The following is a 23,627-nucleotide window of genomic DNA, read 5'->3' on the forward strand; positions in this document are numbered from 1 at the left end:
AAAGGTGCCGCGATTGCGAGGCGGCGTTGGAGAGGCACTATTATCACACTGGCTAAAAACGGAAAAGACCCAACACGACCGTTATCCGGTTTCGTATTAGGTCTTGCTGCATTATCAGTCACAATTTTTACGAAAAGAGCCTTAAGAAAAGTTCGCCTACATTTCACTACATCTAACATTATGCTACAACATAGCTTATTTATTCTATTTATCTTTGACCAAGATAAGCTGGTATCTTTTTTGCGAGTTTTTCCCAATCTGGGTATAGATCTGAGCGACGGTCACGCCAGGTGGTGACCGAACCGCTTTGGCGTACTTTTTCGAGCAGTGCGATGTCAAGGTCTCCTGTTACGACCATGTCTTGATTTAATTCACCCTCCACTACGATACCGCCGGGAGGGAACGGCACATCATTTGGTGAAATGATGGCACCTTGTCCTGTGTTGCCTCGCATAAAGTCGACAGTCGGCAGGGATCCAACCGTACCTGTTGTGACAACATATATTTGATTTTCGATCGTTCTGGCATGGCATGTATAGCGAACACGATGAAACCCATGGCGGTCATCGGTACAGGATGGGCAGAATACTACATCTGCTCCCATGGCTTTTACGAGTCGGACCACCTCAGGGAATTCGATGTCATAACAGGTTAGCATCGCAATTGTCCCTTTATCGGTCTCAAATACCTGCAGACCTTCGCCAGGTGTGATATTCCACTCTTCTACTTCCGTTGGTGTAAGATGGAGCTTCGTTTGAATGGAGATTCTTCCATCCGGATAAAAAAGATGGGCAGCATTATAAAGCTTCCCTTCTTTTTCAATTACGTGTGTCCCTCCAATGATATGCAACCCTGAAGACATGGCCAAATCACAGAATAATTCATAATAGGACTCTGTATAGGAAGGCAGATCTTGTATCGTTTGCTTTTTTCCCTCTACAGGAAAAGAAAGTAATTGTGTCGTAAGAAATTCTGGAAATAAAACAAAGTCCGCATCAAACTCAGCGGCGCTTTTGACATAATGGACCACCTGATCTGCGAATTCTTCAAAACTAGAAATGGTATGCAAATGATATTGCACTGCAGACGCACGAAACTTCATCGGAAGAACCCCCTATCTACCGTTCATAAACAACTAGACCATTATAAAACAAACATATCCGCTCTTCAATGATTGTTTCTTGGAAACCTGTTTATGGACTAGCGTCGGGTAGTTTCATCTTCAAATTTTTCTTCACTTAAGGGCTGTTTTCGCAAAATTTATTGCCTTTACATAAGTTGTGATAACCCTTTGACTACAAAATCACTACCCTACTTTAGAACTTCTAACACAGCTTTTGCTACACCACTGTTAATATTTGTGTCTGTTTCCATATGTGCCTTTGCTTTTACTCCATCAGGAGCATTGCCCATTGCAACACCGCGTCCGACCCGTTCTAACATAGAGACATCATTATAATTATCTCCAATTGCCATTGTATCCTCCATGGATATGCCAAGTTCCTTTGTAAACACCGTTAGTGCCAATCCTTTTTGAGCTTCAATACTAGTGATTTCCAAGTTATCTTTACCAGAGGAGCTTATTGCTACTTTGCCTGTTTCTAATAATTCCGCCTTTGCTGCCTGCAACTTTTCCTTGTCTAAAGAGAACGCCAAAAGCTTATAAACGACAGTTTCCTCATCTTCTAATATAGGGTCAAAGCTATCCACCAGCTTGACGCGACCTTCTTCCATTCTTTCCTTGGCCGCTTTTAGTACAAGGTCATAGTCGTTTTTTTGCTCCTCATTTACTGACATGAATATGTCCATAATGGTTGCAATTGCTTTGTCATAGTCTTTTGAAAAGGTACCTTTTTGCGTATATAACTCAAAATATACTTCGTTTTTATCTAACACTTCCGCTAATTCGATGACTTGTCTGTTTCCTAATGGATTGGTAGCTACTACCTCTCCATCAACGGAACGAACCTCTGCTCCATTGACACAGATAATCGGGCTATAGATCCCCGCTTCCGCCAGCACATCCTTAGCTTCTGCATAGGATCTTCCAGTAGCAATAACAACCTCCACGCCACTCTTTTGAGCTACTCTAATCGCATCTGCATTTTCTTTACTTACTACATGGTTATTATTTAATAATGTTCCATCCATATCTATTGCAATACATTTAACCAATCAATTCACCTTCTTATGAAAATATAGCTTACTTTACCCTATCCTAGATAATCTTTCATCACTTTTCAAATATTATACCGCAGTAACTTTTTTACTTAATTTTTAGAAAAGTACAAAATACATCTGTTTATAGGATAGAATCTCCTTTATAATAGGGATAAGATTATTGGCTTAGGTGAGGTAGAGTGCAATGAGGATTTCCTCCAAACATATCGGCAAAATATTAATAGACGACATTTATTCTGTTATAGGGAATCTTTTGTTAAGAAAAGGCACCATCTTAACGAAAAAGCATATAGAGAGTCTTCAAAACCATGAATATTATTTTGAGCCATCCTCTTTAATTGAGCAGCCGAATCATCTTTCAAAAGATTATTTCCAGCATGTTAAGGGGATCTATCAGGAGAGCGTTTCTGCCTTTCAAACTATCTTTGAAAAGCTAGAAACACAAAAGATGCCACCTTTGGAAGAGTTGCATCAAATGTTAACGCCATTAGTGGATAAGCTTGTGGATGATCCCGTTTTTATCCGCTATATCGAACAGGTGAAAAGCTACGATAATTATACATATTCTCATAGCTTAAATGTCGGGATTTACTCCTCTCTCATTGGAAAAATTCTAGGGCTTGAAAGAGAAAAGATAAAGCTCCTTGGACAAATGGGATTATTTCATGATGTAGGAAAGCTTTTAATTGATAAGAATATTTTACAAAAACCAGGCCGCTTAACAGAAAGTGAGTGGAACGAAATTCAAAAGCACACCACCTTTGGGTATGAGCTGCTGCGGAGAAACAAGGAAATTGATCCACACATTCTACAAGGTGCATTATTGCACCATGAGCGCTTAGATGGAAGCGGTTACCCGACGAGGCTGAAGCATGAGAAAATACCATATTTTGTTCAAATACTTTCAGTAGCGGATATGTACGATGCCCTATCTTCCGAGAGAAGCTACCGCCCAAAACAAAACCTTTTTGTCACAACCAAAATTTTGGTTCAAGAGGCGAGCTTTAATAGGCTGAACCCTGCGATTGTCTATCCTTTTATAAATTATATACTTTCTAATCATATTCGAGATGAAGTGGTGTTAAACAACGGCAAGAACGCCGAAATCATCTTTATTCATGCAGACGAACCACATTTGCCGATCATAAAAATTGACGATCATTTTATTGACCTTCGAAAGCACAAAGACATTGAGATACTGGATTTTGCTAATTAAAGCAAATCCAGTATTTTTTTGTTTACTTAAAGGTGGCGCATCGCATGAAGGAATAAATTAACCAAGTAATTTCTATGTTTGTTCATGCTGAATAAAGGGAAGGTATAGGAGGGGAACTTATTTTACCCAATAACTACCTTTGAAAAAAGGAAAGATTGTATTAAAATAATACACGTTGTATATTTACGCATAAGGAGAATCACTTACTATGAAAACGACATCACAATCTTTTCAGACATCCAATGTCCTGAAATTTATCATTCCATCCTTTATCGGGATTTTATTATTCATGTTTCCCATCTCTTATAAGGATGAATTAACCATTCCCATTGCAATTTTATCTGGTCTACTACAGGACTTCCTTGGCGGGACCATACCTTCCATTATGACTGGTATCATTACCATTACAGCCATTGGAACCTTACTAACAAAGCTTGCAAAGCCAGGCTTCATCAAGAACAACGGATTCTTGAACTCACTGTTGAACGTTTCCCTTTTTTGGACTGTGACCCGTGTCGTTGCCATGATTTTTGCAATTATGACATTATATAATTTGGGTCCTGAGCTGGTATGGAGTGATGCAACTGGGGGATTACTTCTCTATGAACTATTACCTATCCTTCTCACCGTGTTCCTTTTTGCAGGTTTATTCTTGCCGCTTCTATTGAACTTTGGATTGCTGGAGTTTTTCGGCGCCCTCTTAACGAAAATAATGCGGCCCCTATTCACTTTGCCTGGACGTTCCTCCATAGATTCTCTTGCTTCTTGGCTTGGAGATGGAACTATTGGGGTTTTATTGACTAGTAAACAGTATGAAGAGGGCTATTACACCAAACGTGAGGCTGCAGTTATCGGTACAACCTTTTCCGTTGTGTCGATCACCTTCAGCTTGATTGTTATTTCCCAGGTTGGCTTAGGCGATATGTTCATTCCATTCTATATTACCGTAGGAATAGCTGGGCTCATCGCGGCCCTTATTATGCCGCGTATTCCGCCATTATCGAGGAAGCCTGATACGTATTATAATGGCGATGAAAAGGAGAATAAGGACCTTATTCCAGAAGGATACAGTCCTTTTGGATATGGGTATAAAAAAGCGGTCGAAAAAGCGGCTAAAAATAATAGTGTTTCCAAGTTCTTCATGGACGGCGGTAAAAATGTACTGGACATGTGGATGGGAGTTGCCCCCATCGTTATGGCATTTGGTACCATAGCGCTTATCCTCGCTGAAGCGACTCCGATATTCGCCTGGCTTGGATTGCCTTTCATTCCGCTGTTAGAGTTTCTGCAGATTCCTTATGCAAAAGAAGCATCCGAAACCTTAATGGTCGGATTTGCTGATATGTTTCTTCCTTCTGTGCTAGGGGCAGAAATTGAAAGTGAACTGACACGATTTGTGGTGGCGACAGTTTCTGTAACACAGCTTATCTACTTATCAGAAGTCGGCGGGGTGTTGCTTGGATCAAAAGTACCAGTATCCTTTAAGGATCTGTTTATCATTTTCATTCTACGTACACTTATCACCTTACCGGTTATTGCGATGATGGGACATATCTTTTTCTAAGACCTTTTCGCATTATCAAAAGGTGCCAGCCCCCTAAGTGGGGCTGGCACCTTTTTTACTTATGGATAAAACCAGCAACAATCCCTTACGAAAACTGCCTTATTTATTCAGCTCTTCCCCTAATAGCTTTGCCAATTCCAGCATTCCGAATTTGCCTGCGGCTCTTTCTGCATCGGCATTGTAGTTGGTGTTGGTATTTACATCGTAGGTGAAGATCCTCCCATTGGCATTGCGGATAAATTCAATTCCTGCTACTTGGATATTGTTTTCTTGAAGAAAGCTCTCGTATTTCTCCACAATTGGGTCTTCGAAGTTTTGGATAATCCGAAACTTCGGCTTCTCCTCCACTTCTTCTCCAACAGGGCAGAAAAGGTCTCCAATTTGGCAAGCGTCTGCGGGGCAAAGCTCAAATCCTTCTGAAGTATCAACTTGAACTGCATAGAGGAACTTCCCGCCGACAAATTCACATCTTGTAATGTAGGATTGAGGTGATTCAATATAATCCTGTATAAGTGTGATCCCGTCCACTGGCTCCTCAAATGATGGTCCATATAAATATTCCTCTAGGCTTGCGGTTGAATGGAAAAGCTGAACCCCGAGGCCTTTTCCGGCACGGTTATGTTTGGTAATAAAGGAGTTGGATCCAAGTCTTTTGGCCGCCTCGATTATATTGGCCTTTCCAACAGCCGCAATCGTTTTTGGCGTTTGAATTCCCTGCTTCTCCAAGGCGGTATACTGATTAACCTTACTAAGCTCCAGCTGTAACGCTCGGCTGCCATTCAGTACTTTCCGGCCGTGGTGCTCAAGCCAGGAGAGCACTGCACCTGTTAGCTCAGGGGCATAGCGATGGTCTCTTGTATGGGATGATGCACTCATCCGATTATAGAATACTCCTTCTGGAGGTGTTTCAGTCAATGGAACGAGGCCTTCATCTAGGTGCCATTCCTCAAAAGGTAAATCTAATTCTGTTAATCTATTGGTTAAATGTGTTGTCCATTCTTGATTTTCATGGATAATATATATTTTTTTCATTTAACTGATCCTCCAATGTTTGCATGTTTAGTAGTACAGCTTATGCTTGTATTATGGCGTTGGTATGGGTGGGGCTTATCTTTTATTCACAAGTGGCATCACTTGATTCGCAAAGCGCTCCATCTCTTCTAGCTGTGGAGAGAACTGAAGCAGCAGCAAGTCAATCCCAGCGTTCTCGTACTCTATTATTTTTGCTGCTATCTGTTCAGGTGTACCAATCAGATTTGGTCGTAGACCTCTATTGGAAACCGAGTAATCTTGAAGCTGAATTTGCTGCTCAAGCTGGGATTTGCTTGTAAAATCCTTAAACCCAGCATAGGCACTTGATTCTTTTACCTCTGTTATTCTAGCAAGCTCTTCTTGAACTTCCTCTTCCGTATCCCGGCAGATGATATAGGCTGCCATCCCAAAGGATTGAAATGGGCTCAGACCTGTTTGTGCTCTTCTTTGTTTCATATCCGCAACTTTACTAGCAATCTCCTCAACTGTGCCACCGTGCATCACATAGGCATCACAATACGAGGAGATAACTTCCTTGCCTTTAGGACTTTCCCCACCTGCATAAAGAATTGGATTCGGACGCTGTACCGGTTTTGGAAAAAGCTTCGTATCCTTCAATTGATAATACTTACCGTCATAGCTAAAAGAATCCTCTGTCCATAAGCCCTTTAACACATCAATAAATTCTTTTGTACGATCATACCGCTCATCATGCTCCGTGAAAATCCCGCCGTATTGCCTTGCTTCTTCCTCCCACCAGGCTGACACGACATTCAAGGTGAAGCGTCCATTGCTGATATGATCAATGTTAGCTGTTTGTTTAGCCGCTATGGCAGGGTTATGAAAACCAGGGCGTATCGCCGTCATAATTTCTATTTCCTCTGTTACAGCAGCCAATGCTGCAGCAGTTGACCATGCATCAAGACTATCCTCTTCGGGACCTTTTATATCATTCAAAAAAAGCTCTGCTATTAATGTCGTGTCATAACCTAACCTTTCTGCCTGCTGCGTTACTTTTTTCGCATATTCAAATGTTGACGGCATCTGTTCATCCTCAACATTTCTCAACCAACCACCAAAGATAGGCAACCAAAAACCAAATTTCATTTTCCATCTTCCCTTCTTTCGTTGTGCTTTCAAATAATTTTAAGGCTCTCTTTTTAGGCTGTGTTTAGCAACGCTGTTGATCTTCGCAGATGCTCGCTTCCCGCCAGGCTGTGCTGGAGAAGTTCCTTTTAGGCCCAGGTTGTAAAAAAAGAAGCAGCATTCTATACGAAAACAGCCTATAAAAAAAACCTCCTCGATAAGAAGAAGTTGGATTGATAACCGCCATCTACTTATCTGCCAAGAACAAATTTGTCTTGCTGGAATTAGCACCTACACCTAATGTGCGGTTGCCGGGTTTCATCGGGCCAGTCCCTCTACCTCTCTGGATAAGAAAATTTCTATTAAATTATACAAATCCTATCATATAACTTGGATTTAAACAAGTCTTTCGCATTACTAAATTTATTATTTTCTGAGAGTTTTACTGAGCGCTAGCGGGGGTGACGGGAGGAGTGTTTTTCTTCTCTTTTGAGCTAGAGACACCAACTCTATTCCTACCATGTACTCTTATTTCGCTCTTTCTGATACATCATTATTCGTGAGACTTGGTTTTTATGTACTTACTTTGCTCTGGTTGATACATCATCCTTCCTCTCTCTTGCTTTTCATGTACTTACTTTGCCCTTTTACATACATCATCCGGACTCTCCCGCGCTTTTCATGTACTTACTTTGCTCTAATTGAAACATTACTCGACTCTTTCTGATCCATTTTCATGTAAATTCTACTCCTCCGTAAAACATAATTGCTTGAGGTACCAGAAAGCATTCGATTTGCTATGTATACCCCAGAGAAATATGTAGTCTGCCCAATATTGGCCCCTAAAACTAAATTTCTGCATCAAAAAAAAGCCACCGACCAATAACTGGCCAACGACTCTCTTTTCTTACCAATGTTTACAACCGTTTACTGTACATCTTTCTCGAAGTTAGGAGCATGTAATCCTGCCTTTTCAAAGGTAGCTCCAATTTGCTCATGAAATGCAGCAAAAGTTTCATCCTTTGCTGTTAGATCGGCATCTGGTTGTAAGGTTGCTGCACGCTCTTCAAAATAGAGGGCCAATAACTCTACAGATTCCTTCATATCCTCTTGGAGTTCTTCCTCTAACTCAGATGGAATTTCGATGCCACGAAGCTCATTGGAAATTTTATTACTTGCCTCTACAGCTTCCACCTGTAATTCCTCGTCACCTGTTGATTCATAGCTTGTAACAGGCGCTAAGTCTTTACGAATGGTGGTGATCATATCCATTTGCATGCCAACCAATGCGGATACATTTTGTTGATTTTGAGTATCTTCATTCGTTTCATTAGAAGTATCTGCCTCTGTTTCATTTGAATTGTTGTTTTCTGCAGCACAGCCTGCTAATACTCCAATACTTAAGGCTAATGCTAAAACTAAGCTTGTCCATTTTTTCATTTTAAAATAACTCCTTTAATTAGCTGATAGTGTCACAGTTTACTGCTTTTTTGAGGGTATGTACAGGGAATAACAGAAAGAAAAACTTTTCTCCATTTACTAAATATTCTTTTACTTCCCTGTTATTATTGGATTAGGATAACGTCCGAACAGTAAAACACACGAACGGTACTTATCCCACCAATCGTGTGCCATCGCCTTCTTATTTCGCTTCCGCAATCTTTTCGATCTCTTCTTGAATTAACGCTGTCCATTTATCTACCACACGATAATCCATGGCATTTACATAGATTTTCTCTAATTTCCCATGCCATGATTTCGCTTCCGCCAACTTTTCAATCGCTTCTTTCATCGTAGACGTATAGCGCTCGTTTACTCGCTGAATATCTTTTTCGTACCTTTCGTCTGTTCCAGGCCGAATTGTGATTTCATACATATCCACGATGCTATCTCCTTCGCGCTCTGGAAAATACTCATGTGGCGCCGTGCTGTCAAAAATGGCAAAGCCTAGCTCACGAACGATAATCATATCTAAGCTATAAGGATCAAAGCCACAATGATAAACTTCTACATCAAATCCTCTTTCCTCTGAAGCAGTGGCTAATTTCTTTAACATGGTTGACTTGCCGGAACCGGGTCTTCCTTTAATAAAATATCGGTTTGCCAGGCCTTCTGTAAGGTTTGGGACAAAATCCTTTGCTCCTGCAGGAGTAGCCGCTCCCAGAAAGCGATGCCTTACATCCGCTCTCTTTTCAATGGATTTGCCTTCAAATAGTGTGTTGATTAGCTTGTTGGTCAAATCATTGGCTGCTTCAAAGTCCATATTATGAATATAATAGCGCTCCCATTCATCATGCACCTTTAATGCTCTAGCGAAGGTCTGGTAGGCAGTTTGAAATGCCGCTTTCTTCTTAGTTGCCAGATCCCTTATTTCAGCCTTCTGTTCTGCAAGTATGCCAGAATCCCAGGCTTCACCGAGATTCACGTATTCCTCTACCGCTCCAGGTGCTTTTGGTTCTATCACATGTGGCGCCGTTCCATCCACAACGCCCACCCCAAGAGTACGAATAATCACTCCATCCACTGATTTTGTATCAGAGGAGCAATGGAGGTATTCAATATCATAGCCTTTATCATTCCAAACCTTCCCCACTTTTTTGATAAGAGAGGATTTCCCTGTTCCCGGACCACCTTTTAAAATAAAAATCCGATCTAACCCTTCTAAGTTTGATTCGTATAGACTATAAAACCCTCGCGCAGTATTTCCACCAGCATAATAATTTAATACTTTCCCAGCCAAAAAAAACACCCCTTCTATGGTAGGATATTTTAAAAGGTCTTTTCGCATAATTTGTTGCTTTAACTTATGTTGGTCTACCCATGTTGCTGTCATGCTCTTTTCCTAATTCAACTAAAAAGTCACTCTTAATTTTGTATGGGTAGGACAGTAATAAATCCAATAGCCGATTTTTATGGGCTTATAGCAACAAACTTTAAAAAGAGCCTTTACCTAAAGCTATCCTTTTTACCATATGCCAGGAAGCAAAAATAGGTGAATGCCCATCAGTTATTAGTTCATTAACTGTTGGGAGAACCCGGCGGATAATAATATGGCGGCACTTTCAACCAGCCTCGTTTACGCATCAAGGTTTTTAAAGTCGTTCCAAATGTAACCCATTCAGAATAAAATCCAAACCACAAGATACCTACATCATTTCTTACTGAATTTGCCTGCCCTTTTGCACAAGCCTGCATACATATCACAAGCTTAAAGGCGATACCATTTGTGATTTCATCATCCGTAAGCTTAACTCCTAAAGGAATTTCCTTTGAATTGGACTCAGGTTTGGAGGAGGTTACATCAGGCAGGGGAACTCCTTCCTCTTTCATAAAAGCACTTATTTTCTTCACTTGGGATTCACATAAACGAACAATATCTGTCAGCATCTCTAGGACTTCGTCGTCGGTCGTTGTGTTCAAACCCACTTCCTCATAGCGAATAAATTCTTCCATCATGGTAAGGTAGGTCCAACAATCCCCCACTTCGATTATATGTAGCGGGGTTCTGGGCTCGTCTGTATTATCCACTGCAGTTTTAAGAATGTTCCATACCGCTTCTATTGGATTTGGCATTTTATCACCTCCTACAAGTAGTATCCTCCTCTCTATAAAAAAGATGTAACCGAAAACAAGACCTCCAAGATTTCCGGCGAATTGCTTCTGTTTACCGCCATAAAAAAATGCTCAGAAAAAAACACACCAAACATTTTGTCTGGTGTGTACGCTTTAGATTATTTTGCGGCCATTTTGCGCTAGTGCATAATGAATGCCATGTTGAAGGGACTGGAAAAAATCGAAATGAGACAAATCAATATCGGATTTAGTTATTTCCATGCTTAACTTAGACGAGATCCCTACAAGTACTGTTTTAATTCCAATTAATTGTGCGGAGTAACCTAATTTTTCAATCATACCGGCTGTATAAGGAGTTAGGTTCTGATCCATTCCTGTCAGGTCTAGAACAAGATAGCTTGCTTTATGTTTTGGAAGATTAGTTAGTGTTTTCATGATAAGCTCGTCTGCTCGCTCCATATCGTATTTTCCTAATAACGGGACAACTACGATTCCCTCTAAAACCGGGATAATTGGGGAAGAGATTGTCTTGACAAGCTCTTTTAATTCTTTTGTTTTTTCTTCAACCAAACCTTCGAGTTTTTGGATTTGCTCCGCTTCTTTTCTACGTGCAAGCTGATGGATGTTATGCTCTACATTAACTTCTTTTGGAAAATATTCAATGGTCGTATACTCATGGCCTTCTATTTGGTGGTGATCCACCTTGTACCAAATGTTTGTTTTGAACAGACCAGTAAATATCCCTGCGTAGTGTGCTGCAAGAAAGATTCCACCTGTTTGTTTTCCTTGCGCTTTGTTTATTTTATATTCCCAATCATCTTTCAGTTGTATCGTCAGTGTATAATTGTCTACATCTAAATTTGTCACATAAGCTCTTCCCCATCCTGCCGAGGCATAGGTGCTGGTAATTAAAGTTCCGATTTTTTCGATACTTATATCTGTCATGTTTTCAAAATATTTACCTACAACTTGTCCTTGTCGGTAACCGGTAGATTCCATTACAAGGCAGGTTGCTTCTTCTCCTGAGATCTCTTCAATTGTATCAAAAAATGTTTTCATGGCAGAGGAAATCCAAAAAAGAACGGCATCTTCGCCTTCAAAAAGAAACCTCCCTTTCTCTATATCCCATTCAAATTGTAATCCATCTATCGCTATATTTGGTAAGTCACTCATGCTACCATCCCTTTATAATTGATAACGTTATTATAAACTATCTTTTTGATAAATTTAACTAAAACAGCTACAAGGGAGCCAACTCCCACTCTTTTCCGCTATATTACTTTAATTTCAATTTTGCTAATGCGTCAGCCAAGGCGGTATTAACAGGTTCGTCACGGTTTTGCTTTTTTAAATATTGATTCACATCCTGCTTAGAAGCTTTTTTAGAATCATTTTTCTTGCGCCGTTCTTGAAAAGTGCTAAGCTTTTCCCTGTGCCCACAAGCGCAGGCGAACATCTGGCCATCACCTTCTCCTCGGAGTTCAAGCTTTTTACGGCATTTAGGGCATCTCGCATTGGTAACTTTGGAGACGTTTTTGCGGTGTCCACATTCTCGGTCCTGGCAGACAAGCATTTTTCCTTTTTTTCCGTTTACTTCCAGCATCGGTTTATCACAATCAGGACAGCGTTTTCCTGTCACATTGTCATGTCGGAATTTTTGTTCACTGTTTTTCACTTCTTGAACAATCTCTTTGGCATATGTTTTCATTTCATTAATAAAGGATGCCTTCTGCAGTTTTCCTTTTGCGATCATGCCAAGCTTTTGTTCCCATTCTGCAGTAAGTGCTGGCGATTTGAGGTCTTCTGGAACAAGAGTCAAAAGCTGTTTCCCTTTAGAGGTAATGTGGAGCCCTTTCCCTCGTTTCTCCATAAGAAAGCTATTGAAAAGCTTTTCAATGATGTCAGCCCGTGTTGCAACGGTTCCAATTCCACCTGTTTCACCGAGCGTTTTTATTAAATCACGGTCCGCTTGCTCCATAAATTTCGCAGGATTTTCCATTGCGGAGAGTAACGTTCCCTCGTTAAATGGTTCTGGTGGCTTTGTTTTGCCCGTGGTGATTTCCACTTTTTTTATTGAAAGAGTCTCACCTTTTACTAAGCTTGGTAGAAGCTGGTCTGTGTACCCGTCATTTCCTTCTTCTTGATCCTCCACAGCTCCAAAAACCTCTTTCCATCCTTGAGAGATTACCGTTTTTCCTTTTGCCACAAACTGTTCTGTACCAAGGTTAGCAGTGACCGTTGTTTGCTCATAAATAAATGGCGGCATTAAAATAGCAAGGAAGCGTTTAACTATAAGGTCATATATTTTATATTCCTTGTCTGAGAGTTTGCTCAGCAGGATGGTCTCTTCTGTTGGAATAATAGCATGGTGATCTGTCACTTTTTCATCATTTATAAACGATTTATTAGACTTGATTGGCTTTAAAAGCAGTTTGGATGCTACCGATTTATAGGAGTGTGCTCGAATTGCTTCCACTCTTTCTTTTAATGTTTCTACCATGTCCGTCGTAAGGTATCTCGAATCGGTACGAGGGTAGGTTACGAGCTTATATTGTTCATATAATCGTTGTAGAATCGATAAGGTTTCCTTTGCTGAATAACCGAAAATCCGGTTGGCATCCCGCTGCAATTCGGTTAGGTCGTAAAGTGCAGGTGCATAGCTTTTCTTTTCGGCTTTGGTAATGTTGGTGATGGAAGCCTGCTTGTTTTTAATTTGATTGTAGATACGCTCTATTAGATCCTTGTGAAAGCTGCGGCGCTCTTTTGTTTTTGCATCCTGCCATAGCAGTTGGAAACCGTTTTCCGTGATTGCTTTCATTCCATAAAATTCTTTCGGTACGAAACTATGAATTTCTTCCTCTCTTTTTGCGATCATCGCAAGAGTTGGAGTTTGAACCCTGCCACAGGAAAGCTGAGCGTTATATTTGGTAGTGAGTGCACGGGTGGCATTCATCCCAACAACCCAATCCGCCTCTGCCCTTGCTACAGCAGAATAATAAAGGTTTTCGTACTCTTTTCCATTACGGAGATTTTGAAAGCCTGTCTTTATCGCTTTATCTGTAACAGAGGAGATCCACAAACGCTTGATTGGCTTTTGGATATTTGCTTTTTCCAAAATCCATCTTGCTACAAGTTCTCCTTCGCGTCCTGCGTCGGTTGCAATTACGATTTCTTTTACATCTTTTCTTGTAAGCTGCGCTTTTACGGCACTATATTGTTTTCCTGTCTTTTTAATCACAACTAGTTTTGCCTCATTTGGGAGCATCGGCAAGTCCTCTAGTTTCCATGCTTTGTACTTTTCATCATAGGCTTCCGGATCGGCTAAGGTGACAAGGTGTCCCAAGGCCCATGTGACAATGTATTGGTCACCTTCCAAATAGCCATTTCCTTTTTTAGTGCATTTTAATACTCTTGCTATATCTCTACCAACAGATGGTTTCTCTGCGAGTACGACTATTTTTGGCATTGTAACAAATCCTTTCGAGCTTTTTTCTTCTTTTTTTATCTTGTCATAGTGTGGGGGGAGAGTCAAAATCGATTTGAGCTGGAAAATCATACATCTTTATCAGAGCCAATATTTAAGGTACATCCTTAGACAGCTGTTGATTTCCGCAAAAGGCTACTCGTTCCACGGGGCGGTGCCGGAGCCTTCTCGGCTGCGCCTGCGGGGTCGAAAGTATTCCGCTATCGCCCGTTGGAGTCTCCGCCTTTTGCTCCAATCACCAGCTAGGGACATTGTGAATCTTAAGTTGTCCTTTTAAGTGCTAAACATTAAGTAAAACTCTTATATACTCAGTGTCCTTCTTTGCTACTTGCAACAATCCTTGCAATTACCTGTCTCTAATCCTTTGCAGGCAGTTTTTTTAGCGCAATTATTGCTTCTTCCAATGTTTGCACTGGCAGCAGTTGAATGGAGAGGCCTTCTTCTTCTATTGTACGTCTTGCGATTTCTTCGTTATTTCCATACTCATTGTCTTTGGGAACAATAAAATAATCATATCCTGCAAGCTCTGCTCCAATAACCTTTTGCTTGACTCCTCCGATAGGTCCAACTATTCCGTTCATTTCGATTGTACCTGTGCCTGCAACATTATTTCCTTTTAACAACGATTCTTCTGTCATTTTTTCAATTAGGGTCAAGGTTAACATTAAGCCTGCACTCGGTCCTCCAACCTCTTCGATATTAAACTGTATTCTTTCATCCTCAATAAGCTTATATACTTCCTCAAGGTACACACCTAGCATGGTATTGCCGTAATAGTCTCGTTCCGGGTAGGTACGCACGGTGACCTCCTGTTGCTCCCCATCTCTTATAACAGTTAAAACAACCTCTGTATCAGGTTCTTTTTCCATCACTAATTGATTCATATGATCATAGGAATCAAGCTTTTCCCCATCTATTTCTAGAATAATATCACTAACTTCAATCAAGTTCTTGTCTTGCCAATCCGGAATATAATGGACAGGATAAAAACCTGTAAGTGTGAGGTCGGGGTTTTCATTCTGATATTCCCTTGCTATGTATTCCGCCTTAATTTTTGATTGCTCCATCATGATGTCGTATTGAATATGCAAATCTTCCAATTCCATATCCAAGGTCTCGGAAGTGCTCGACTCAATCTCTACCCCTTCTTCAAAAAGAACAGCTAAAAGGAGAAACGGCCAATTTACATCTTCTAAATAGGCTACATAGGTCATCCCTATTTCGCCATCCAACTCGTTTCCTGCCTCATATTGAACAAGGTCATTTAATACAAGCGGTTCATCCGCGAAAAGCACATCATACCCAGTGGGAATAAATGCCGTTCCTATTACCAATGTCAATAAAAGGAGAAAAGTCCATGCTACTCTGTTTTTCTTCATCAAATAAAAGCCACCTTCTCTACTAATTACTCTCTATTTTAAACGAATCTACTCAGCAATAGTTGAAAAACAAGGCTCTTTTCGGAAAGATTGTTGCTATTAGCACGTAAAAAATCGGCATTTGGATTTTTTACTGTCCTATTCACTCAAAATTGAGAGTGATTTTTTTCATTTTACAGGAAAAGAGCACGACAGCACCGTTCGTAACGGGGAATACCAATTTACGTAAAAGGAACAATCAATGCGAAAACAGTAAAAACAATTAAAACAGGAAGAAACTTCTCTTTTCCTTTCTGTGCAGAATTTAGTATGATGAAAAGTAGATATTTTTAGAGATAGGATGATACAAACATGAGTTTATTAAGTATAGATGGATTAAGTCATAGTTTTGGCGATCGTATGTTATTTAAAGATGTGTCCCTTCGTCTTCTTGCTGGAGAACACGTTGGCTTAGTTGGAGCAAACGGGGTCGGGAAATCGACCTTAATGAATATTATTACTGGGGAAATAGTTTTCGACACAGGTCGCGTGGAATGGACTCCAGGTGTCGAATATGGCTACCTAGATCAACATACAGCCTTAACACCTGGTAAAACGATTCGTGACATTTTACGAGATGCATTCCTGCCTTTATATGAAAAAGAAAAAGAATTAAATGAAATTACCGATAAAATGGGGGAGGCCACTCCCGAAGAATTGGAAACACTTTTAGAACAGATGGGAGAGATTCAAGACCATTTGGATGCTGGAGGTTTTTATAATCTCGATATAAAGGTGGAAGAAGCTGCCCGCGGTCTTGGGCTGGATGCGATCGGTTTAGAGCGTGATGTCGCTGCTTTGAGTGGTGGACAACGGACAAAGGTCCTTTTAGCTAAGCTGCTGCTAGAGCAGCCTCAGGTTTTATTATTGGATGAGCCGACAAACTACTTGGATGTGGAGCATATCCGCTGGTTAAGCTCCTATCTAAGAGAATACCCACACGCTTTTCTATTAATCTCGCATGATACAGAATTTATGAATGGGGTTTCCGGGGTAATCTTCCACCTAGAATTCGCTAAGTTGACCCGCTACACCGCGTCTTACGAGAAATTTCTCGAACTTGCGGAATTAAATAAAAACCAACACATTAATGCCTATGAAAAGCAAAAAGATTTCATTAAAAAGCAAGAGGATTTTATCGCAAAAAACAAGGCCCGCTATTCCACAACTGGCCGGGCAAAAAGTCGTCAAAAACAGCTGGATCGAATGGAAAGAATTGACCGTCCTGAAACTGCAATGAAACCAACATTCGAATTTAAAGAATCGCGTGCAAGCAGTCGCTATGTGGTAGAAGCAAAGAATTTGGAGATTGGCTATTCCGAACCATTGCTGCCGAAGCTATCAATGGAAATCGAGCGTGGCGACAAAATTGCGATAGTTGGTTGTAACGGGGTCGGTAAGTCGACCTTACTCAAAACAATCTTAGGTAAAATAGATCCACTTGGCGGTTCTGTCGTCCGTGGAGACTTTCTCTTCCCTTCTTACTTTGAACAAGAAGTAAAAGCAAAGGACATCACTCCAATCGATGATGTGTGGAATGAGTTCCCTGGACTCGATCAACATCAGGTACGTGCGATATTAGCGCGTTGCGGGCTGAAAAACGAACACATTTCCCGTCCACTTAGTCAATTAAGTGGTGGAGAGCAAGCAAAAGTGCGTCTTTGTAAACTTATGATGCATGAAAGCAACTGGCTGCTATTTGATGAGCCAACCAATCACTTGGATGTTATTGCAAAAGAAGAACTAAAGCGAGCAATCAAAGCATACAAGGGAACGATCCTTCTCGTCTGCCACGAACCTAGCTTCTATGAGGACTGGGTAACAAAGGTATGGAATGTGGAGGAATGGGCAGAGCAGCAAGATTAAAAGATAGGCTTCTTTTGGCTTATTAACTAATAGGGGACGTGTTTTTGGCAGAGGAGCTATTTGACTCCCTCAAGCTGAAGACGCGTCTTTTTTAAAGGGGCAGAAAGCAGCGCAAAGGTCCCACTTCCCACTCCATTCGGAAGTGGAAAGAAAATTAGGGTTTTCAAGTAGTTCTTTCGTGTTAAAGCTAGCAAGGGTATATCCCGGGGGCGAAGTTCGTTCATGAAAAGCTTGTGCGATGATGTATCAACTAGAGCCGAGTAAGTACTTGATCTGGTTGCGGGAGGGAAGATCATGTACCTTAAAGCGCCGGGTAAGTAGATGATCTGGTTGCGGGAGGGAAGATCATGTACCTGAAAGCGTCGGGTAAGTACATGATCTGGTTGCGGGAGGGAAGATCATGTACCTGAAAGCGTCGGGTAAGTACATGATCTGGTTGCGGGAGGGAAGATCATGTACCTGAAAGCGTCGGGTAAGTACATGATCTGGTTGCGGGAGGGAAGATCATGTACCTGAAAGCGTCGGGTAAGTACATGATCTGGTTGCGGGAGGGAAGATCATGTACCTTAAAGCGCCGGGTAAGTACATGATCTGTTTGTGGAAGGGAAGATCATGTACCTTAAAGCACCGGGTAAGTACATGATCTGGTTGAGGAAGGGAAGATCATGTACCTTAAAGCTCCGGGTAAGTACATGATCTGGTTGTGGAAGGGAAGATCATGTACCTTAAAGCGTCGGGTAAGTACATGATCTGTTTGTGGAAGGTAAGATCATGTACCTTAAAGCGCCAGGTAAGTACATAATCTTTTTGCGGGAGGGAAGATCATGTATCTTAAAGCGCCGGGTAAGTACATGATCTGTCCGCGGGAGGGAAGATCATGTACCTTAAAGCGCCGGGTAAGTACATGATCTGTTTGCGGAAGGGAAGATCATGTACCTTAAAGCGTCGGGTAAGTACATGATCTGTTTGTGGAAGGTAAGATCATGTACCTTAAAGCGCCAGGTAAGTACATAATCTTTTTGCGGGAGGGAAGATCATGTATCTTAAAGCGCCGGGTAAGTACATGATCTGTCCGCGGGAGGGAAGATCATGTACCTTAAAGCGCCGGGTAAGTACATGATCTGTTTGCGGAAGGGAAGATCATGTACCTTAAAGCGCCGGGTAAGTACATGATCTGGTTGTGGAAGGGAAGATCATGTACCTTAAAGCGTCGGGTAAGTACATGATCTGTTTGCGGGAGGGAAGATCATGTACCTTAAAGCGCCGGGTAAGTACATGATCTGGTTGCGGAAGGTAAAATCATGTACCTTCAAGCACCGGGTAAGTACATAATCTGGTTGCGGAAGGTAAGATCATGTACCTTCAAGCACCGAGTAAGTACATGATCTGGTTGCCCGAGGTAAGATCATGTACCTTAAAGCGCAGGGTAAGTACATGATTTGTTTGTGGAAGGTAAAATCATGTACCTTCAAGCACCGGGTAAGTACATGATCTGGTTGCGGAAGGTAATATCATGTACCTTCAAGCACCGGGTAAGTACATGATCTGGTTGCGGAAGGTAATATCATGTACCTTCAAGCACCGGGTAAGTACATGATCTGGTTGCGGAAGGTAATATCATGTACCTTCAAGCACCGGGTAAGTACATGATCTGGTTGCGGAAGGTAATATCATGTACCTTCAAGCACCGGGTAAGTACATTATCTGGTTGCGGAAGGTAAGATCATGTACCTTCAAGCACCGAGTAAGTACATGATCTGGTTGCGCGAGTTAAGATCATGTACCTTAAAGCGCCGGGAAAGTACATGATCTGGTTGCGGAAGGTAAAATCATGTACCTTAATGTGCCGAGTATGGAGATGATTCGTAAGGATAGCTCAGAAAGATGTAACCGACGGAGTATGCGCCTACCCATAGTCTTCAACGGTAACGATGTACCAGCGATGATTGGAGCAAAAGGCGGAGACTCCAACGGGGAGATAGCGGAATACTTGCGCCCTCGCAGGCGAAACCGAGGAGGCTCCAGCACTGCCCCGTGGAACGCGTAGCCTTTTGAGGAAATCAGCAGCGGCGTTTAACAACTAAAGCCCTCTTTCCGATAACTCTTTACGAAATGCTGTTTTCGCATGGTCTGTTGCTTTTACGTAAGCGTGTTCCACTCGTAACAATCGTTGCTGTCTTCTCTTTTTTTCCTGTTAAAAGATTTTTTACAGGCTTATAGCAACAAATTTTAAGAAAAGAACCATACAAAAAGCAGTCCCACAAAAAAGAAGGGAAAGCATTCTCCCTACGCCTTCCCTCCTCTCAACTTATAACGGCTTTGGATTATAACTGGACCCTGTCCAATCGGTTAGTTGACAGATTGCTTCCCATAGCTTGGGATAGAACTCAAATTTCGCTCCTCTTTCAAGTGCCTGTGCCGGAATTCCTTTTAGACTTTTCGTGTTTAGGCCAATCATTCTTCTTACTAGCTGAATATGGTGCTGACGGAATGATTGGAAGTTCTCATCAAAAGCGGTAAGCTCCTGCATGAGAAGGTATAACTCATAGTTATCTGCTATGTTTTTGTGCAACTCTAGTGGTGTTAAGTTTTTTTCAGTTAAGAGCTCTTCAAACGGCTGCCAAAGGGTTGGTCCTAGTTTTAGAATGGTATTAAAACCAGGTGAATCCTGGCCACTTCCTCTTCCTAACGCCAGGCGGATAGTATGGTAGTCTCTTGGGCTTATAACCTTTACCATATCAAATACCGGCGGAAGGTGTTTAAGATGCATATTGACCCGTTGCAGCTGTTGTGTCGCCTGCATCACGTCTTTAGCCTTCATTTTTGCATCCGCTAAATGAATATACTGGATGACCAGCTTGAAATGAAGCTCCGCGATTTGGTGAATCATCTGGAATGTCAGCTCGTCTTCACAACTTCTTTCCCCGTCTTCCTTCTGTAGCTTTAACAGTTCTTCCGTACGAATATATTGCTCATAATCGGATATTTTCTTTTCTTCCATCTTTACTCCTCCTACTCCCGGATCACATGGAAAACTAACAACTAGCGACTCTTTATTTCCATCTTCACTCTCTTTTTATGGAAACCTTTACATTCTATGTTACGCAGTAGAATCGCCCCCTGTCAACACGAAAAGTCACCTCTTCCGCAGGTATTCACTGTCTTTCGTTCTCCAGGCTTTTGTGCATCCATATCGCCGCTTGAAGACCGTCCCCCATTGCAATAGCCACCTGCTCCGAGTGGGCAACAATATCACCTGCTGCCCAGACGTTTTCAACATTGGTCATTTTCGTTCTAGAATTTACCTTTATATGTTTATTCTCAAGAAGCTCTACACCTATTTGTTCAACTAATTGCGTGTTCACTTTATTTCCTCCAAAAGCAAGAAAGGCATAGGAAGCAGCGATCTTTTCGCCATCCCCCAATGTTAGACCGCACAGCTTGCTGCCTTCTGCATGTACCGCTTGAATCTGCTGCTGATAGTGCAAAATATTCTTTTCTTCTAATTGCAAAAGGAGAGCCTCATCCACAGATTCCAATCCATGGTTTACGTAGAGAAGTTCCTTGGACCAAAAAGTTAAGGTAATGGCCATGTTCGCTCCAACATTACCAGATCCTATAATGATGGTCGGCTTGTTTCTAATTTCATATCCGTCACAATCCGGGCAGACAAAAATTGTGACTCCAAGACAAGGATACAGTTCTGGTAAAGGAGGAATATTATCTTTCACTCCTGTGGCAAAAAGAAGCCTTTTCGCTTGATGGACGTTCTTCTTTTTTGTTGTAGCTTGGAATTCACCACACCACTTCCTTACCTTTTCTACGGTGTCTTCCACAAAGGTAACTCCAAGTTCTTCGGCTTGCTGTTTCCCGAGCTGTCTTAACGTTGCACCACTGACTCCCTCTGGCCAGCCAAGCAGGTTACGGTAGCAATGGCAAAGGTTGGATCTTCCGCTATTAGAATCAACAACAAGTACTTTATATTGATATCTTCCAAGCTGTATCGCTGCCTGTAAACCAGCAATTCCGCCACCAATTATCATACAATCGTAGAGCATAAAGAAGCCTCCCTCCTTGCTTTTCCTTAGTGTTAGTCTTTTTTACAAAATGGATACGAGCAGCCAAATTCCCACGGAATGTTTTAGTTTTTGTCAGCCGGGTATATTTATAGCATAACCAAAACCAAGGAGGCGATAGTAGATGAAACCAGTATATAAAGAATTTGATAATGATGAACAAGTTGTAGGTGCTGTACAGGAGCTTAAAACAAAAGGTGTAAATGAAAACGACATTTATGTCATCACACATGATGATGATCGTACAAAGCGCGTAGCGGATAAATCTGACGCCAACACGGTTGGTGCAGGTGAAGTTGGACTCGATACGTACGTGAAGAATGTGTTCCGTTCCAAAGGGGACGAGCTTCGTGCACAATTTGTGGAGCTTGGCTTTACAGAACCGGAGTCGGAGCAACTAGAGGAAAAGCTTGACTTAGGTAAAGTTATTCTTGTTGTAAAAGATACTACAGCAACGACTACCTTTTAATCCTTAACACTTTTTAGAAAACTTGAATTATGTAACCTCCCCCTTAAAATATAGAAAAGAGGATGGCCATTATAGGCTATCCTCTTTTCACTTTTTACCCCTCAAAAATCTCATCCACATTTCTTTTCTCTGAGAGTTTGTAAAAGTAATCGTTGCAGCTAGAACAATAGGTATATTCCTTCTCCCATTGAGGAAGGTTTCGGATTAGCTCTTTTAATGCAGCGACGAAATTATATATTTCTTCATTTGTCATTGTAGGGTGAATGGAAAACCGCACCCATCCCGGTTTGAAAGAATGATTTCCCTGGGAAATGTTCTTCGTAATTTCCGCTGATTCTTCCTGGTTTATCCCAAACAAATAGTGCCCGTAAGTTCCTGCACAAGAACAGCCACCACGTACTTGGTAACCAAAACGGTCATTTAGCAGCTTTACTACCAAGTTATAGTGAGCATCTTCTACACAAAAGGAAACTACCCCATGGCGATCTTCCTTGTCCGCCTCAAGTACCTTCACTTTATGCAAGAGCTTTAACTCGTCAAGCAGTAGGCGAACCAGCTCTCTTTCCCGTTTCTCCATTTGTTCCATACCCATTTTTTCCTTTAGTTTGATACACATGGCCGTACGGATTGCTTGAAGAATCCCCGGTGTTCCCCCGTCCTCACGTGTTTCGATGTTTTCAAAATATTCGTGACCTCCCCAAGGATTTGTCCAAGAGACAGTGCCGCCCCCAGGATGGTCAGGAACCTTATTCTGATAGAGGTCTCTATCAAAAATCAAGACCCCGCTCGTACCCGGTCCCCCTAAAAACTTATGAGGAGAAAAGCAGATAGCGTCCAGCTTTTCTAACGGATCTTCAGGGTGCATGTTAATTGAAATATAGGGTGCGACTGCAGCAAAATCAATCACACAGATTCCATTATGAAGGTGCATCTTCTTTGCAAGCTCATGAAAAGGGGTCTTAATCCCTGTTACATTCGAGCAGGCAGTAAAAGCACCGATTTTCCATTTTCTTTTTTTATATTTTTGTAAAAGAATCTCCAAATTTCTGATGCTTACATATCCTTCTTTATCAGGAGGAAGAATCACAACCTCTGCAATCGTTTCTAACCAAGAGGTATGGTTGGAATGATGCTCCATATGTGTGATAAATACGACAGGGCGATCCTCCTCCTTTATTTCGATTACTTTTTTCCACGTTTCCGGACCACGGAGACCGAGTATTCTCTGAAATTTATTCATCACACCTGTCATTCCGAACCCATCCATCACCAAAACGTCCTGATTATTTGCATTAACATGTTTCTTAATGATTTCCCTTGCCTTTACATAAGCAGCAGTCATAAAAGAGCTTGTCGTATTGGACTCAGTGTGGGTATTCGCCATATACGGCCCCACTTTTTCAAGTAGCTTTGTTTCAATTGGCTTGTATAAACGACCACTCGCAGTCCAATCAGCGTAGGTTATTTTCTGTTCTCCATATGGCGTTTGTATCATCTGGTCGATGCCAATAATGCCTTTTCTAAAAAAAGAGAAGTGATTTTCCAGTTCTCCCTCATATACTCTCGACTTGCTCCCAATCTGTGCTGTAATCATATGGATTCCACCTTATACTCGCAAGTTACACGTTTAGTATATGAAGGAAGTTGGCCTTAGGAACCTGT

Annotated in this window: 17 protein-coding genes and 1 riboswitch; of the genes, 4 read left to right on the forward strand and 13 right to left on the reverse strand. The window is 41.5% G+C overall.

From position 1 onward, the window contains the following. Positions 1–208 precede the first annotated feature (208 nt). Together K9B36_RS14505 and K9B36_RS14510 are read right to left on the reverse strand one after the other, a co-directional pair. Positions 209–1,102 (reverse strand): carbon-nitrogen hydrolase family protein, encoded by an 894-nt coding sequence (locus K9B36_RS14505; protein ID WP_223703028.1) that lies wholly within the window; start codon positions 1,100–1,102, stop codon positions 209–211. A 209-nt stretch (positions 1,103–1,311) separates the two neighbouring features. After that, positions 1,312–2,175: a Cof-type HAD-IIB family hydrolase gene (locus K9B36_RS14510; RefSeq protein WP_223703029.1), complete on the reverse strand. Its 864-nt coding sequence runs from the start codon at positions 2,173–2,175 to the stop codon at positions 1,312–1,314. 190 nt (positions 2,176–2,365) lie between these two features. On the opposite strand from K9B36_RS14510, the gene K9B36_RS14515 reads away from it, so the two are divergent. Both K9B36_RS14515 and K9B36_RS14520 read left to right on the forward strand, forming a co-directional pair. After that, entirely contained in the window at positions 2,366–3,397 is a 1,032-nt protein-coding gene (locus K9B36_RS14515; protein ID WP_223703030.1) for an HD-GYP domain-containing protein, read from the forward strand. 208 nt (positions 3,398–3,605) lie between these two features. After that, complete coding sequence (locus tag K9B36_RS14520; protein WP_223703031.1) at positions 3,606–4,961, forward strand: YjiH family protein; 1,356 nt, start codon at positions 3,606–3,608, stop codon at positions 4,959–4,961. A 99-nt stretch (positions 4,962–5,060) separates the two neighbouring features. On the opposite strand, the gene K9B36_RS14525 is transcribed toward K9B36_RS14520, so the two are convergent. From K9B36_RS14525 to K9B36_RS14560, 8 genes are all read right to left on the reverse strand, one after another. Next, positions 5,061–5,993, reverse strand: coding sequence for an ATP-grasp domain-containing protein (locus K9B36_RS14525; RefSeq protein WP_223703032.1), 933 nt, complete (start codon positions 5,991–5,993; stop codon positions 5,061–5,063). A 75-nt stretch (positions 5,994–6,068) separates the two neighbouring features. Then, on the reverse strand, positions 6,069–7,100 hold the full coding sequence (locus tag K9B36_RS14530; RefSeq protein ID WP_223703034.1) for an LLM class flavin-dependent oxidoreductase: 1,032 nt from the start codon (positions 7,098–7,100) through the stop codon (positions 6,069–6,071). A 227-nt stretch (positions 7,101–7,327) separates the two neighbouring features. Further along, positions 7,328–7,433: riboswitch (SAM riboswitch) on the reverse strand. A gap of 573 nt (positions 7,434–8,006) precedes the next feature. Continuing rightward, positions 8,007–8,519 (reverse strand): hypothetical protein, encoded by a 513-nt coding sequence (locus K9B36_RS14535; protein ID WP_223703035.1) that lies wholly within the window; start codon positions 8,517–8,519, stop codon positions 8,007–8,009. Positions 8,520–8,721: 202 nt separating this feature from the next. Next, the gene (locus K9B36_RS14540; RefSeq protein ID WP_223703060.1) at positions 8,722–9,819 is read right to left on the reverse strand and encodes a PRK06851 family protein; all 1,098 of its coding nucleotides are present in this window, start codon (positions 9,817–9,819) and stop codon (positions 8,722–8,724) included. 278 nt (positions 9,820–10,097) lie between these two features. Next, positions 10,098–10,652: a DUF3231 family protein gene (locus K9B36_RS14545; RefSeq protein ID WP_223703036.1), complete on the reverse strand. Its 555-nt coding sequence runs from the start codon at positions 10,650–10,652 to the stop codon at positions 10,098–10,100. Positions 10,653–10,805: 153 nt separating this feature from the next. Continuing rightward, positions 10,806–11,825, reverse strand: coding sequence for an STAS domain-containing protein (locus K9B36_RS14550; protein WP_223703037.1), 1,020 nt, complete (start codon positions 11,823–11,825; stop codon positions 10,806–10,808). A gap of 103 nt (positions 11,826–11,928) precedes the next feature. Next, positions 11,929–14,118 (reverse strand): DNA topoisomerase III, encoded by a 2,190-nt coding sequence (locus tag K9B36_RS14555; protein WP_223703038.1) that lies wholly within the window; start codon positions 14,116–14,118, stop codon positions 11,929–11,931. 374 nt (positions 14,119–14,492) lie between these two features. Continuing rightward, entirely contained in the window at positions 14,493–15,515 is a 1,023-nt protein-coding gene (locus K9B36_RS14560; protein ID WP_223703039.1) for a S16 family serine protease, read from the reverse strand. 351 nt (positions 15,516–15,866) lie between these two features. On the opposite strand from K9B36_RS14560, the gene K9B36_RS14565 reads away from it, so the two are divergent. Next, positions 15,867–17,420, forward strand: a complete 1,554-nt coding sequence (locus K9B36_RS14565) for an ABC-F family ATP-binding cassette domain-containing protein (protein WP_223703040.1) — start codon at positions 15,867–15,869, stop codon at positions 17,418–17,420. 2,308 nt (positions 17,421–19,728) lie between these two features. On the opposite strand, the gene K9B36_RS14570 is transcribed toward K9B36_RS14565, so the two are convergent. After that, positions 19,729–20,421: a tryptophan 2,3-dioxygenase family protein gene (locus K9B36_RS14570; protein ID WP_223703041.1), complete on the reverse strand. Its 693-nt coding sequence runs from the start codon at positions 20,419–20,421 to the stop codon at positions 19,729–19,731. 154 nt (positions 20,422–20,575) lie between these two features. Then, positions 20,576–21,478, reverse strand: a complete 903-nt coding sequence (locus K9B36_RS14575) for an NAD(P)/FAD-dependent oxidoreductase (RefSeq protein WP_223703042.1) — start codon at positions 21,476–21,478, stop codon at positions 20,576–20,578. Positions 21,479–21,620: 142 nt separating this feature from the next. Between K9B36_RS14575 and K9B36_RS14580 the strand changes: the two genes are divergently transcribed. Further along, entirely contained in the window at positions 21,621–21,965 is a 345-nt protein-coding gene (locus K9B36_RS14580) for a general stress protein (protein ID WP_223703043.1), read from the forward strand. A 94-nt stretch (positions 21,966–22,059) separates the two neighbouring features. Here the strand turns inward: K9B36_RS14580 and K9B36_RS14585 are convergent, their stop codons facing one another. Further along, the gene (locus K9B36_RS14585; RefSeq protein ID WP_223703044.1) at positions 22,060–23,559 is read right to left on the reverse strand and encodes an aminotransferase class V-fold PLP-dependent enzyme; all 1,500 of its coding nucleotides are present in this window, start codon (positions 23,557–23,559) and stop codon (positions 22,060–22,062) included. Between the last annotated feature and the right edge of the window lie 68 nt (positions 23,560–23,627).

Source organism: Sutcliffiella deserti (assembly GCF_020037475.1).
GTDB lineage: Bacteria > Bacillota > Bacilli > Bacillales > Bacillaceae_I > Sutcliffiella_A > Sutcliffiella_A deserti.